16 protein-coding genes are annotated in these 13,568 nt (G+C 66.5%); 9 read left to right on the top strand and 7 right to left on the bottom strand.

Annotated elements, in window-relative coordinates; genetic code table 11:
- Nucleotides 1-94: 94 nt before the first annotated feature.
- From ACWDY5_RS12915 to ACWDY5_RS12895, 5 genes are all read right to left on the bottom strand, one after another.
- Nucleotides 95-1,252: a trypsin-like serine protease gene (locus tag ACWDY5_RS12915; protein WP_449722395.1), complete on the bottom strand. Its 1,158-nt coding sequence runs from the start codon at nucleotides 1,250-1,252 to the stop codon at nucleotides 95-97.
- A gap of 200 nt (nucleotides 1,253-1,452) precedes the next feature.
- Nucleotides 1,453-2,091 carry a hypothetical protein gene (locus tag ACWDY5_RS12910; RefSeq protein WP_449722394.1) on the bottom strand — a complete coding sequence of 213 codons (639 nt, stop codon included), beginning with the start codon at nucleotides 2,089-2,091 and terminating at the stop codon, nucleotides 1,453-1,455.
- Between the two features lie 135 nt (nucleotides 2,092-2,226).
- Nucleotides 2,227-2,748, bottom strand: a complete 522-nt coding sequence (locus ACWDY5_RS12905; protein ID WP_449722393.1) for a hypothetical protein — start codon at nucleotides 2,746-2,748, stop codon at nucleotides 2,227-2,229.
- A gap of 136 nt (nucleotides 2,749-2,884) precedes the next feature.
- Complete coding sequence (gene cpt / locus ACWDY5_RS12900; RefSeq protein WP_449722392.1) at nucleotides 2,885-3,421, bottom strand: chloramphenicol phosphotransferase CPT; 537 nt, start codon at nucleotides 3,419-3,421, stop codon at nucleotides 2,885-2,887.
- 60 nt (nucleotides 3,422-3,481) lie between these two features.
- Complete coding sequence (locus ACWDY5_RS12895) at nucleotides 3,482-3,907, bottom strand: NUDIX hydrolase (RefSeq protein WP_449722391.1); 426 nt, start codon at nucleotides 3,905-3,907, stop codon at nucleotides 3,482-3,484.
- Nucleotides 3,908-4,545: 638 nt separating this feature from the next.
- On the opposite strand from ACWDY5_RS12895, the gene ACWDY5_RS12890 reads away from it, so the two are divergent.
- Entirely contained in the window at nucleotides 4,546-5,853 is a 1,308-nt protein-coding gene (locus ACWDY5_RS12890; RefSeq protein ID WP_449722390.1) for a hypothetical protein, read from the top strand.
- Nucleotides 5,854-5,896: 43 nt separating this feature from the next.
- Here ACWDY5_RS12890 and ACWDY5_RS12885 read toward each other — a convergent pair whose 3' ends face one another.
- Both ACWDY5_RS12885 and ACWDY5_RS12880 read right to left on the bottom strand, forming a co-directional pair.
- Complete coding sequence (locus ACWDY5_RS12885) at nucleotides 5,897-6,367, bottom strand: NUDIX hydrolase (RefSeq protein ID WP_449722389.1); 471 nt, start codon at nucleotides 6,365-6,367, stop codon at nucleotides 5,897-5,899.
- A gap of 10 nt (nucleotides 6,368-6,377) precedes the next feature.
- Entirely contained in the window at nucleotides 6,378-7,250 is an 873-nt protein-coding gene (locus ACWDY5_RS12880; RefSeq protein WP_449722388.1) for a DUF5919 domain-containing protein, read from the bottom strand.
- A gap of 198 nt (nucleotides 7,251-7,448) precedes the next feature.
- Here ACWDY5_RS12880 and ACWDY5_RS12875 point away from each other — a divergent pair, with 198 nt between their 5' ends.
- From ACWDY5_RS12875 to ACWDY5_RS12840, 8 genes are all read left to right on the top strand, one after another.
- On the top strand, nucleotides 7,449-7,889 hold the full coding sequence (locus ACWDY5_RS12875; protein ID WP_449722387.1) for a hypothetical protein: 441 nt from the start codon (nucleotides 7,449-7,451) through the stop codon (nucleotides 7,887-7,889).
- Nucleotides 7,890-7,924: 35 nt separating this feature from the next.
- Nucleotides 7,925-8,125, top strand: coding sequence for a hypothetical protein (locus ACWDY5_RS12870; protein ID WP_247759659.1), 201 nt, complete (start codon nucleotides 7,925-7,927; stop codon nucleotides 8,123-8,125).
- The gene (locus tag ACWDY5_RS12865) at nucleotides 8,122-8,439 is read left to right on the top strand and encodes a hypothetical protein (RefSeq protein WP_449722386.1); all 318 of its coding nucleotides are present in this window, start codon (nucleotides 8,122-8,124) and stop codon (nucleotides 8,437-8,439) included. Before ACWDY5_RS12870 ends, ACWDY5_RS12865 begins: the two co-directional genes overlap by 4 nt.
- A gap of 263 nt (nucleotides 8,440-8,702) precedes the next feature.
- Entirely contained in the window at nucleotides 8,703-9,047 is a 345-nt protein-coding gene (locus ACWDY5_RS12860; protein WP_449722385.1) for a hypothetical protein, read from the top strand.
- Nucleotides 9,047-10,543: an FtsK/SpoIIIE domain-containing protein gene (locus ACWDY5_RS12855; protein WP_449722384.1), complete on the top strand. Its 1,497-nt coding sequence runs from the start codon at nucleotides 9,047-9,049 to the stop codon at nucleotides 10,541-10,543. The genes ACWDY5_RS12860 and ACWDY5_RS12855 overlap by 1 nt, the downstream gene beginning before the upstream one ends.
- Nucleotides 10,540-12,171 (top strand): replication initiator, encoded by a 1,632-nt coding sequence (locus ACWDY5_RS12850; protein ID WP_449722383.1) that lies wholly within the window; start codon nucleotides 10,540-10,542, stop codon nucleotides 12,169-12,171. Before ACWDY5_RS12855 ends, ACWDY5_RS12850 begins: the two co-directional genes overlap by 4 nt.
- Nucleotides 12,172-12,180: 9 nt before the next feature.
- The gene (locus ACWDY5_RS12845) at nucleotides 12,181-12,372 is read left to right on the top strand and encodes a helix-turn-helix transcriptional regulator (protein ID WP_449722382.1); all 192 of its coding nucleotides are present in this window, start codon (nucleotides 12,181-12,183) and stop codon (nucleotides 12,370-12,372) included.
- Entirely contained in the window at nucleotides 12,372-13,535 is a 1,164-nt protein-coding gene (locus tag ACWDY5_RS12840) for a site-specific integrase (RefSeq protein WP_449722381.1), read from the top strand. Before ACWDY5_RS12845 ends, ACWDY5_RS12840 begins: the two co-directional genes overlap by 1 nt.
- Nucleotides 13,536-13,568 lie beyond the last annotated feature (33 nt).

The following is a 13,568-nucleotide window of genomic DNA, read 5'->3' as shown; positions in this document are numbered from 1 at the left end:
AAAGGTAGCGCGAAGGCGGTGAGCAAGTCAACAGGCGTTGAATAAAAGCGGTGGGACGGGGCCGCGAACCCCGTCCCACCTGGTACAGCGCCGACTACCGGGTCACGGTGAGGACGAACTCGGCGCTGCCGGTCTTGCCGTTGGAGGTGCCAGTGATCTTGATCGGGTAGTGGCCTGCCGGGGTGTTGAAGCCGACCCAGACGAAGGCGGTGGAGCTGCCGCCGGAGGCGACGGTGGCCGGCGAGAAGTGCACGCTGGTGCCCGAGGGCGCGCCGCTGGCGGTCAGCGTGGTCTGTCCGCCGCCGGTGACGGTGATCTTCGTCTGCAGGAAGCCGCCGGGCCGCGCGCTGCCGCTACCGGGCGCGAGCGCGAGCTTGATGTCGCCGGGCGGGGGCTCCTGGCCGCCGTCCAGCTGCTGCTTCACCCAGTCGCCCATGTCGTTGTTGAGCCGGCCGTAGACGGAGTACCAGCGGAAGTCGCTGCGGCTCCAGGAGGCCACGCCGACCACCTTGCCGTCCACCAGCAACGGGCCGCCGCTGTCGCCCTGCAGGATGGTGATCCGGCCGTCGGGGTAGCCGGAGCAGATCATGGTGGCCTCGCGGAACCCGGCGCCCACCCCGTTGCAGTTGCTGCCCTCGACGATGGGCAGCTCGAAGCGGTGCAGCTCGACGTTGCGGGTGTTGTCGTTGTGGTCCTTCTTGCCGTAGCCGAGCCCGACGCCGGTCTTGCCGGGCGCGTTGAGACCGGTGTCGGCGGAGGTGGCGACCTTGGCGTAGGCGCCGCCGGGCACCGGGATGTCGTCGGCGACGGTGACCACCGCGACGTCGTAGCCCTGGTCGAAGTTCACGTACTTGGGGTGCTTCTTGTACTCCAGCACCTTGGTGCGGAAACCGGTGCCCTGGTTGAGGTCGTCCAGGCCGTACAGGAAGGTCTTCTCCCCTGCGGCGTCCGCGCAGTGCGCGGCGGAGAGGATCTTGCGCGGGGCGATCACCGAACCGGTGCAGCTCTGCCCCTGCGGCCGCGGCCCGCCCTCGCGCAGGCCGGCGATCATGAACGGAAAGTCCTTGACCGAGACCGGTTTGCCGCCGATGGACAGCGCGCCGGGATCAGCCGGCGGGACTTCGGCGAGGTCGGTGGGGGTCACGGCACGCCCGCCGGGCTCCTGCTGCGCCAGCGCGAGGCCGGGTAGCAGGGGCACGGCGAGCGCGGTGACCGTCAGGGCGATCAGGCTCGCCCTCCGGGTGATGTTCACGGTGTTCCTCCCGCGGGGGTGGTGGCGGACGGCAGGGAAATCGGCCGCTGCCAGCACCATCCGGGCGTGCGAGGTCGCCGGACAATCCGGGGGAACATCCGTAGGGGTACGCGACTTTTGCCGCGGGCACCCGGGGTGCGGCGGGTCCGCCGAGCCCGCTGGGGTGGGCTCGGTGGAAGGACCCCGGCACCGCGCGACGGCTAGGCGATGGCCTGCCAGATGGTGCTGAAGTTGGCCAGCGCCCCGGCCACCGAGGCGTCCAGCCGCTTCGGGGAGGAGTTGGCGCGCAACCGGAACAGCTTGCCCCGGCGCACGTCCAGGATGGCCGCCCGCCCCCCGGGCAGGATGTCCGGCAGTTGCCGCTCGACCATCCACAGCGGGATGTTGGCCGCGGCCTGGGTCAGCTCCGGCTTCTTCAGGTAGAGCAGCACCGCGTGCGGGCGCGGGTCAGTCCCGAGCGTGAGCCCGAGGTGCGGACTGATCCCAACCTCGCCGTCGGCCCCCCGCCAGACCGCGCCGCCGACCGGTACCACCGCTGGTCGTGCCTTGGCCAACCATGTCAGAAATCCCCCCTGTAGTTCCCGAAAATGCGCGTGCTTGGCCGGATCGTCAATCCGGTTCACCACTGATTCCAGCACTTCCCCCGGTTCATCGCTGGCCAGTGCGCGCTTTATCCCGTTGACGATCGGCTCGTAGTAGAACCACGGCCGAGCCGCCTCGTCGAGATACATACGACGAATGTTCTCCACCGTCCTGGTCTGCAAACCCGGACCACTGACCACGAAGTCGATGATCGCCCCGATCTTGACCTGGGGCACCAGTGCCTCCGCTGCCGTCATCCACACCTCCAGTAGCTCTGACCTGCATCTTCCGTGCCAGCCGAACTACCAGAAGCCTATCGCCCACCCCTGACATTCCACCGACTCCAGGACAGCCGGGAGTCCATTTGCTTAAGGAAATTCAGCGGTGAACGCTCACCAGCCGATCGGCCGCGGCCAGGGATAGTTGCACACGCTGAATCCGAGCTTGTTGGCCCGATCCACCGCCGAGTCGTCAAACCGCCGATACTCCGCGAACACGGTCCGAGCCCGATCCCAGGAATTCGCCGCGGAGTGCCGGACGACCTCTCCCCACCACCAGTTCGCCATCTCCACGTCCCTGAGCAGCTTGTGCACTTCCGCCACGAAGGACTCCGGCACCGCCGCCGACCGCGCGGACACCGACTTCCACTGCTTGAGCAACAAGGCCCGCAGCTCCGCCACCTTGCGCACCCACGCGAGGAACCGCTTCGCCCCGGTCAGCGCGCTGAGCTCCTTGCTGCGCCGGGTGGCCACCGCACAGGCGTCGTCGGCCCGCCGCACCACCTGCCACCGCCCCGCGTCCGGATCAACGGCGCTCGTCCGGACCGCGGTGGACCGGGTGCTGCTCGGCCCAGGCGAGAGGTCCTGATAGCTACGCACCCCGAAGAACCCCAGAATCCCCAGCACACTGGCCACCAGCCCGATGGTCGCCAGAACCACACCGCGCCGCATCCCCTCGGCCTCCCACCCCGCCGGCCCGGCAGCCACGGCGGAATGTCCAGTCTAGAAAGGGGATCCGCCGCCTGACCCGCCCGAAGAGGCAGGCATATGCCTAGCCATCCACCCGAGCCGCGATGACCCGCGCACACTCCACCGACTCCACCCCCACGGTGCTGACCTCCACGTCATAACGCATCCCGACGTGCACCAGCTCGGCCTGCCCCGCCGCCATCCCGGTGATCCGGTCCCCGCGCGCCAGTTCCCGCCCCGCCGCCACCTCAGCCGGACACCGCACCCCCACCCACAACACCTCAAGCCCAGCCAGCGCCGCCCCCCACCGCCGCTGCCCCTCACCCCCGCCGAGCAACACCTCATCGATGATCACCCGAGCCCCAGCCCGCACCATGGCCGCGATCCCCGCCGCCCAGGCCACCTCCAGCTCCCGGAACGCCGCCCCCACCAGCACCGTCCCATCCGGCGCGAACTCAACCCCGCCCGAGGACCCCCGCAACGAGGCGGGCAACAACTCGATGAACGTGTCCACCCCCACCACCAGCCACGCCCCCGGCAACACGGACTGCAAACACCGAGCGATCCCACTCTTCCCAGAACTGGACCCACCATTGAGCACAACCACCTGCGTCGCCATGCGCCCAAGCTAGGCAGCAAGCCAACCCCGGTCACCCGAGTTTCGCCCCAGGCCGCGGCGCTACCCCAGAAGCCGCACGCCGTCATGCACCCGAGTCCGGGCCACCTCCGCGAAGGCGTCGGCAACCCGGATCGCGAAGGCGGGAACCATCACTTCCCGCACCTGCTCCAGAGCCAGCCAGCGAACCTCACTCGCCTCCTCCGTCGGCACCGCCTCGGTGGTCTCCGGCGAGCAGCGGAACACCAGGGCCACGACGTCCCGAACCAAGTTCTGGTAGACGCCGGTGAGCCGCTCAACCCGGACCACGATCCCGGTCTCCTCACACACCTCGCGGCGCACCCCCTGCTCGAACGTCTCACCGACTTCGAGCACCCCACCCGGCGGTTCCCAGCGCCCGTTGTCGCGCCGCCGGATGACCAACACCCGCCCCGCCCCGTCAACCACGACGCCGGCGACACTGACGGAGTACCGAGAAACGCTGGTCACGAGCCCCACCCCAGGCGATTTCACCCCAGAAAGCAAACAACCCCAGGCCGCAGCCTGGGGTGAAGCTCCTCCGGTTGGACTCGAACCAACAACCCTGCGAATCTAGATCAACTCTGCTGGATGTCTCGCGTTGTCGCGCAGCACCGTGCGCCATCAGGGTTGATAGCGAACGGGAACGTCCACAGTCGACGGTTGGCTGTGGACGTTTCTCGTCGTTTTGTGCGGGTAAAGCGTGGTGATGATCATGTTCCGGGGACCGGGGTGACCACGTGGCCCGGTGGCAAGCCGACGCTTGCGTCGGTGCGGCAGCGATCGCCGGAAGCAGGCAAGCAGAGCGACCAGGCAGGCGATCGTCACGGCCTGGTGGCCCTCGCAGATCAACTCGTGGGTCGGCGCGCGGCTACCGGCACCGGGGGAGTCCGCGGTTCGCCGGGCGCAGCGGCGGGTCGGTCGCCGCAGCGGAGCGGATGGCGGCCGTGCCCGGATGGGTGCGCCCGGCGTACCCAGCGTGACCACCCGCCGCGCGCCGCCTGGCGGCGCGCCTTGATCCCATAGAGCCAGATTCGGCAACGCTCGTTACTCGACTGTTTCGCGGGTCACAGCTCGTTCGACATCAATGCGCCTTAAGCTAATGCGCCATGCAGCCAAATCAGAAAGCAAGGAAAAAGACACACGAGGTATTCGGCGTCTCAAACACAGTTCTGGCCGACTCATACGTAGATCGCGGCAATCTCGACGAAGACATAGCAAAGCTACTTTCTCGCTCCGTCCACGTAGCCTTGCGCGGAGTATCCAAGTGCGGAAAATCTTGGCTTCGACAGACCGTTCTACCCGACGCCATAGTGGTCCAGTGCCGACTCGGGAAAAGCATTGCAGACATATACCGGGAGACCCTGGGGACACTCGGGATAAGACTTGAGGTAAACAAGGTATCCGAGTCCGCACTAAAGGGAACAGTAGAGGCCACCGGCGAACTTGGAATAAAACTCATAGCCAAGGTTAAGGCAAAGCTCGGACTTGAATATACTGGAGGCAGCAAAACGACGTCAGAACCGATTAGCCAGAACGTTGACGATCTACGATTTGTTGCAGAACTCATCCTAGAATCTGAACGCAGGCTTGTTATCGAAGATTTTCACTACCTCTCAATGGCGGAACGTAGAAAATTTGCCTTCGACCTGAAAGCATTGTGGGACTTTGGCGTTTTCGTGGTCATTGTTGGCGTCTGGAGCAAACAGAACATGCTCCTACATCTCAATTCCGATCTAACAGCGAGAGTGCACGAAACATCGATCGTGTGGACAGATGACGACCTGAAGAAGATCCTCAAGAGAGGGGGTACGGCGCTAGGAATCGAGTTCTCAGACCCGTTTGTCTCAAGCGCAGTAGCCGACTGCTACGGGAATGCAGGGATACTTCAAACCCTAGCACTAGGCGCTTTGGACGAGGCCAAGATTACTGAAGAACGAAGTCCAGCTATAGAATTCAACAATAGCGGGAATCTCCTAGACGCTTGTCTCTTCTATGCCGACCAACTGAACCCTCTCTATCAACAGTTTGCAGACCGAGTATCTCGGGGAATCAGAATACGTCAGAACGCAACCGGCATCTATGCGCACGCAATGGCCGTCATTCTAAAGGCCCCCGATCGCGATCTACTTAATGGGTTCTCACTCGACTACATCTATAGTGAAGCATCACGCAGAGAGAGCAGGATTCAAAAGAGCAACTTGCGCACAGTTCTAGGACGAATTGAGTCTCTTCAAGTAGACGAAGACGGCCGCGGGCTAATCTTGGCTTACAACGAAACAACCAAGGAAGTCACCGTGGTCGACAGACAGGTCCTGCTATACAGAAAATACTCCACCGTAGGGTGGCCATGGGAAGACCTGATTAGCGACATCGATGCCCGCGGTCAACTGAGATTCGATATCGACGAAGCGTGACTCACATTTAAGCATCAGTACCCCTGATTGAGAACCATTCGACCTAGGTGTAGTAGGGAACATCCCGACTTGCAAATCCGTGATCTATGCGAAGCTTGATAGACGGGTGAATGCGGAGCTCTCCCAAACTTCCTTGGTTGACCCAGTGCACTTCCTTGGACTCACTACTGGTACGCAGTTCACCACCAACAGGACGAGCGCGGAAGCAGATGGAGAACTCCTGTCGAACTTCACCATCATCGTAGGCAATCACATGGTCGGGATTAGAATAGATGCCGATCAGACCAGTGACTTCCACCACTATCCCAGTTTCCTCGTCTAGTTCGCGAACTACAGCTTCAGTGAGCGTTTCGCCGAGTTCGAGTTGTCCCCCGGGAATCGCAAAGAGGTCGTTGTCTGTGCGGCGGATCATCAGCACTCTGCCAGCCTCGTCCTGGACGAAAGCGCTGACAGCGAGGGCGATGCTGTTGGCTTTCGGGGCGTTGGGGTCGTGGAAGTAGTCGACGCGTGCCACTGGTTCCCCTTCAGAAGTCTGCGGGCGCGGACAGGTTCCAGACAGTCTCGAAGCTCTCGGCGTAGATGTCGAACAGGCCCTGCGTGGGTTGGCTCCGCAGGTGCAGTGCTGGCGCGTGTGCTCCCTGGAACCCATACACATGGGTGTTGACGATCATCTCGTTGTCGAAACGGAAGATCGAGTTGTAGAGCGTGGTCCGGTGGAACCGGATCTCCACGCCGTCCACTCCTTGCAGCGGTCGGTAGAAGGCCAGCGCGTTGCGGATGCGGCCACCTAGAGTCTCCGCGCCCAAGCGCTCTTCCTCGCTGCGCAAGGCGACTTCCGAGCTGGCCGGGTCGCCGAACAGGAGTCGGATCTTGGCCCCTTCGGTGGCCTTGGTTGCCAGGCTGCGCACGAAGGTGGGTCGCTCGGTGAGGAATAGCGCGGCGTGGACCAGCACCTCCACGTGCTCGGTCGCGCTCGCGGTCAGCCGGTCCCACAGCTCGGGCGGGATGGCGTTGCGGTGCGGATAGGTGGAGACGATCTCGCCGACCTCGGTGGCTGCGGGGCGGATCACCGGGGAGGTGCCCGCGCCAACGGCGGGGAGAACGGCCGGCGGGGCCTGCGGGACGGGTGGCGCGGTGTCCGGGTCGTGGGGCGACAGCAGGGCCTCGATGCCCTGGCCGGGCAGCATCGCTTCCAGGATGCGGCAGTGGTCCGGATACGGAAGGCCGATCAGTTCGCCGGAGAGCCAGCGGTAGAACTGCGCCTTGCTCGGGTACTGGCCGCGCAGGTCCGGGTCAACCTTCTTGGCCACCCGGTCGTACTCCTTGCAAAAGGCGCGGTAGCCCTGCAAGTGGCGCTGGCGGAGCAGGTACTTCAGCAGCGTTGGCTGTGGGGTCATCTCGGCCTCCTGACCAGACGAGACGGGACGAGGCTACCACCGAAACGAGACCAAGACGAGACAAGGCGAGAGGCAGAAGTCGCAGACGAGAGCACGATGCGATCTTGACGGGACGAACCCGGGCCGAACCTGGATATGTGCCGCTGACCTGGCGGTACGGGGCCGACAAGACGGCCAGCGAACAGGGAGGTCTCGGACATGGCGATCCAGCGGGGGCACCGGTTCCCCATCGAGTTCGATGAGGCGTTCGGCAAGGGCCTCGTCCTGGTGGGCGAGATCGCGCCCGACTTCGAGTACCAGGAGAACAAGAGCAAGCCGCCCCGGCAGAAGGTCGACCCGGTGACCGGGAAGCGGCAGTGGGTCGGCACCGTGACCGACCCGGACGAAACGAAGGCCAAGCGCGCGTCCTTCCAGATCACGTTCCTTGCTGACGTGCAGCCGGTGCCGCCCGCGCCGGAGGTACTGCCTGGCATGCGGCCGATTGAGCTGGACGGCCTGACGGTCGAGCCCCGCGTGTCCGGCAACGGTGAGTTCAAGTACCAGGGCTGGCTGTTCCGGGCGACCGGGTTCAAGTCCGCGGTGACCTCGGCTTCCCGGCCGAGTGCAGCCAAGGGCACCGACGGCGGTAAGGCGGCCTGACGATGCCCATCACGCGGGATGAACTGGGGATGGACATGACCATCTCCATCTACGACGACACCTCGATTCGGGTCGCGCCGTGGGACGACGAGAACCTGTTGCTCGTCTTCGGCGGGCCGGTGCAGAAGATCGTCATCGTGCTCGACCGCGACGACTTCCAGCGGCTGTACGAGCAGATGACGCCCGTGGCCAGCGGCGAGGTCGCTCCGGCGGCAGTGGCGGGTGAGTGCGGATGAGTGTCCACGTGTCGGTGGTGCCAGATGAGGGCACCACGGTGTCCCTGCTGACGCTCTCGGCCGGTCAGCCCATGTTGGCGATCGCGGACAGCCACTGCGGCGTGACCTTCACCGTGCGCGAGACCCCGGACGGGGCGGCGCAGGCCGTGCTGGTCGCGCGGGAACTGGTGCGCATGGCTGGGGAGTTCGCGGCGTTGACAGAACGCTATGCCCGGCACGTCGCCTCGGCACACCTCGCGCAAACCCAGCAACAGCAGCAGCGGGAGGCGGCGCAGAACCGCCACGAGCTACAGCAGCCCAAGCGGAGCGAGTAGCGACCGAAGCGTCCACTTAGGACTATCCACAAAGGACTGACACGGACCCGTGGGTGCCGTGGCGATGCCGCATGTCTTGTTGCGGCGCAAGGAAGAGAAGGACACAAGAGCGGTTACCGGCCTAGGAACCTCACCGCTCTCGTGCCGTCCACGACCTCTGGAAGTGAACAAGAATGACTGTACGGCGTCCGGGCGAGTTCCCGGCAGATGGGGTCCCTCGAAAAGGGCAACAGCGGTGCTCGACCTGCGGGAAGTTCGCCCGCATGTTGCCTGGAGATGACCAGTGCGGGGTGTGCGAAGGTTGGCTGCCGCTGGACTTCTCCGACCTGCTGACCAGCGGTGCGACGCGGCGGGTCCGCCGGTCCAAGGCTGAGGTCTGGTCCGGGCTGCTGGCCCGGCTGCAGACGACCGGCATCTACCCGATCCGGCTGGATGGCGCTCCCGCGCAGCGAATGAAGCTCACTGAGGCTCAGGCCGGTGGGCTGGCCTGCCTGGGGTGCAACCAGGCTTGCGGGATCGGTAAGGCGGCGTTCCGGCCTGCTGGGCATGTGGTGGGCGGATCGCAGGTCTTCCGCTGCATCGCCTGCATCGAGGGTGGTGAGCGGTGATGTCCTTCTCCCGCAAGCCTTTGGCTGAACCGGCCGCGTTGGAGATCACCCGGCCTCGGCTGCCGTGGTGGACGCTCCTGCCGGGCTGGGCCAAGTTCGCCTTGCTGCCCGTCGCGCTGGTGTGGTCGGCGGGCTGGCTGGTCGTCCAGGCTGTTCGGATCGTCGTGCGCTACCCGGCTGCGGTGTTCGCGATCCTGTTGATCTGGTCCGGTTACCGGCACCTCGGCGGCTGGTACCTCGGGCTGTTCGTCGTCCTGGTGCTCATCGTGCTCGGCTGGTGGGCCTGGGGGCATCGATCGTCGTTCGAGCGGTTCTGCTGGTGCGAGGTCCGCACCGAGTGGCGACGCTGGACGGTCTATGGCTGGCAGTGGCGTTCGGTCATGCGCCTGGCCGACCTCACCAAGTCGGTGCACGGGTCGGAGTACCGGCCCAAGCTCGGCCGGGTCCGCGCTGACGGATGGCGGGACCGGGTGCGCGTCCGGATGGTCAAGGGGCAGGCCCCGGAGCAGTGGGAGCTGCGCGCTTCCGGACTGGCGCACGCCTTCGGTGCGACCTCCTGCCGGGTGCGAGTTCGCAAGCCCGGCCGTCTGGAACTGGACCTGGTGCACCGGGACCCGCTGGTACGTCCCATCGCTGTGCCGGGGCTGGCGGCCAAGGAGTCCGCGGTCGATCTCAAGCGCCTGGTTGTCGGGCGCACGGAGAGCGGGCGGCCGTTCACGCTGCGGCTGTTGGGCAACCACCTGCTGATCGTGGGCTCGACCGGGGCGGGCAAGGGCTCGGTGATGTGGTCGCTGCTGTGGGCCTTGGCCCCGGCGATCCGGGCCGGGCTGGTGCGCCTGGTGGGCATCGACCCCAAGGGCGGCATGGAACTGGGACAGGCTCCGGAGCTGTTCCACCGGCTCGCCTACACCAACGGCGTCGAGGCCGTGGAGCTGTTAGAGGGCTTGGCGGCGGAGCTGAAGGAGCGGGCGCAGCGGTACCGGGGTCTGCTGCGGCGGTGGAAGCCCGGCACTGGGGAGCCGTTCACGCTGCTGGTGGTTGATGAGCTGGCCGATGTGATCGCCTACCAGAGCGACAAGGCGCTGAGGGAACGTGCGGTGCGGGCGGTGCAGACCATCGCCTCCCAGGGCCGCGCACCCGGCTTCGCCGTCCTCGGCCTGGTCCAGGACCCGCGCAAGGAAATCGTGTCCTTCCGGCACCTGTTCGGCACCAAGGTCGCCCTGCGCCTGGATGAAGCCGCCCAGGTGGACATGGTGCTGGGCGAAGGTGTCCGGCAACGCGGGGCCGCCGCTCACGAGATCAGCGAGGGCACGCCCGGTGTGGCCTGGGTGAAGGTCGACGGGCGGCGGGAACCGTTGCGCGCCAGGGCATTCCACGTCACCGATGCCGATTTGCGGCGGCTGGTCGACTACGTGACCGGGCGGGACGTTGTGCACGCGGAGGTGCTGCCCTTCCCCGGTGGTGGCTACGACCTCGACGGCGAGGTGGCCGCATGAGCGAGCACGTGACGCGGGCTGAGCGGATGCGCCAGCCCCTCGCGCTGGACGTGGTGCGCTCCCTGGCCGAGGCCAACGGCGTGTGCATCCGGCCGCTGGCGCAACGCAGGTTGGACTACGCCACCGGCCGCGTCGATGTCCTGCCGGTGGCCTGCGGCTCCACCGTCGCCTCGGTCTGCGCCCCCTGCGCGGACAAGGCCCGGAAGCTGCGGATGGCCCAGTGCCGCGAAGGCTGGCACCTGACCGACGAACCCGACTTCACCCCCGCCCCGCCCACGGCCGATCAGGAAGCCCTGACCGAACTGCGCGCGACGCTGTGGGCGGACTACCAGACTGCTCGGGCCGAGGGCGACGAAAGCGGGATGGAGGAGCTTCGGGAAGCCGTCGCGGCCGTGGATGCGGAACTGCGGGACGGCGGCGTGCGGGGCAAGCTCCCGGCGCTGGACGCGCCCCTGTCCAAGCCGGTCAAGCGCTCGACCCGGCGCAAGCAGGACGTGCCGGAACTGCCACGCCGGCGGATCTCCAAGCACACCGTCGGCCGGGAGTTCGCCAGACGGTTCCGCCCCTCGATGTTCCTCACGCTGACCCTGGACTCCTACGGGCGGGTGCGGGAGGACGGCACGCCGGTCGACCCCGACACCTACGACTACCGGCGGGCCGCCCGCGACGCGGTGCACTTCGCCGCCCTGCTCGACCGGTGGGTGCAGAACCTGCGCCGCGCGGTGGGCTACGACGTGCAGTACTTCTCCACCGTCGAACCCCAGCGGAGGCTGGCGCCGCACTGGCACGCGGCAATCCGCGGGGCCATCCCGCACGAACTGGTCCGACTAGTCACCGCGGGCACCTACCACCAGGTCTGGTGGCCCCAGCATGACGAACTCGCCTACCCCGGCGAGGCCGTGCCGGTCTGGTGCGACCGGGCCAAGGGCTTCGTCGACCCGCACACCCGGCAGGCCCTGCCGACCTGGGAGGAAGCCCTTCCCGGGCCAGAGGCCACCGACCCGGCACACGTGGTGCGGTTCGGGACGCAGGTGCACTCCAAGGGAATCCTCGGCGGCACCGAGGAAGCCGGACGGCACATCGGCTACCTGACCAAGTACCTCACCAAGTCGATCAGCGAGTGCCACGAGGAAGTCACCGACCGGCAGCGGCGGCATGCTGACCGGCTGCATGAGGAGCTGGCGGTCACCCCGTGCTCGCCCCGCTGCGCGGTCTGGCTGCTCTACGGCATCCAACCTGCCGGGGCACGGATGAACTTGACTCCCGGCCGGTGCAAAGGCAAGGCGCACCGCCGCTCCACACTCGGCCTGCCGGGTCGGCGGGTCCTGGTCTCGCGGAAGTGGTCCGGCAAGTCCCTCGGCGACCACCGCCATGACCGACAGCAGTTCGTTCGGCAACTGCTGCTGGACATCGGCGTCACCCTCGACACCGATCGGGACACCAGCCAGGTGGTCTGGCAGAAGGTCGCGCCCGGTGACCCGGACGTGCCTCCCCGGGCGCACCTGCTCATGCACTCGGTGGCGGAGCGGCTGAGGTGGAAGGCGCAGTACTCCATGGCGCAGCTGGCGGCCGGGGAGTCACCGCCGACAGCGCCGGATCTTTCGGCAACTCAACCGGCGGCGGCGTAGGGGGACGGGATGACTGCACAGGTTCAGCGCTTGTGGACGGCGGAGGACGTGGCCGCGTACCTCGGGGTGCCGGTGACGACGCTCTACGCCTGGCGGACGAAGAACTACGGGCCTCCGGCGCGGCGAATCGGGAAGTACCTGCGGTACCGGCCCTGCGACGTCCAGACCTGGGTGGACCAGCTCAACAGCGAGGTGGCCTGATGGGGCGGCCTCCTCTCCCTGTCGGCACGGCCGGGCAGGTGCGGATATACCCGACCAAGAACGGCTACCGGGCCTGCTGCAAGTTCCGGGACTTCGACGGGATCACCCGGCCGATAGAGCGGCACGGCAAGACCAAGGGCAAGGCACAGGACGCGCTGCGAGAGGCAATCCGGGATCGGGTCCTGATCGACGTGAGCGCGGAGATCAACGCCAACACGACCGTGAAGGACCTGGGGAACGCCTGGTTCGCCGAACTGAAGGAGCGGGACATCCCTCCGGCCGAGGGGACGTTGCGGGCCTATCGGGATCGCCTGGACAAGCAGGTGTTCCCGGAGCTGGGTGCCCTGCGCATCCGGGAGGTGACGGTCTCGCGGGTGGATCGGGTGGTGAAGGGGGTCCGGAAGAAGCACGGGCCATCAGTGGCGAAGGTGACCCGGACTGTCCTCAGTGGACTGTTCGGGATGGCGGTGCGGCATGACGCCATGGACTCCAACCCGGCGCGGGACGTCGCGGCGATCCAGGTGCAGCCGAAGAAGCCGACGCAGGCTCTGGAGCTGGTGGAGGCCCGGGAGTTGCGGGCGAAGATCCACGCCAGCAAGCAGGCCCGGGACTGGGATCTACCTGACCTCACCGACTTCATGTTGGCTACCGGGCTGCGGATCGGTGAAGCGGCGGCGGTCACCTGGGATGCGCTCGATCTGGACGGCGGGACCGTGGAAGTCGGGGGCACGGTGGTCCGGGTCAGGGGTGTCGGCCTGGTGATCCAGCCGAAGACGAAGACCAAGGCTGGGTTCCGGAAGTTGGAGCTGCCCGGCTGGATGGTGGCCACGCTCAAGCGGCGGAAGCGGGTGGCGGAGCCGAACCAGTGGGGTGTGGTGTTCACCGCTCCCCTCGGCGGGCTGCGGGACCCGAGTAACACGCAGGCCGACCTTCGGGTGATCTTCAAGGCGGCTGGGTTCGAGTGGGTAACCAGTCACGTGTACCGGAAGACGGTGGCGACCCTGATGGATGAGGCAGGGCTCACAGCTCGGCAGGCTGCGGACCAGCTCGGTCACGCCAAGGTGTCCATGACCCAGGACAACTACTTCGGGCGGCGGCGGGCCTCGACCGGAGCGAAGGCGGTGCTGGAATGCGTGGTCACGGCTGGGGCGGACCAAGAATAGTGTGTGGGTAGAGTGTGGGTTTGATCTAGAAAG

The sequence above is a fragment of the Crossiella sp. NPDC003009 genome (assembly GCF_053591555.1).
The sequence above is the reverse complement of the archived record's forward strand: the minus strand, read 5'-3'. Positions and strand labels throughout refer to the sequence as shown.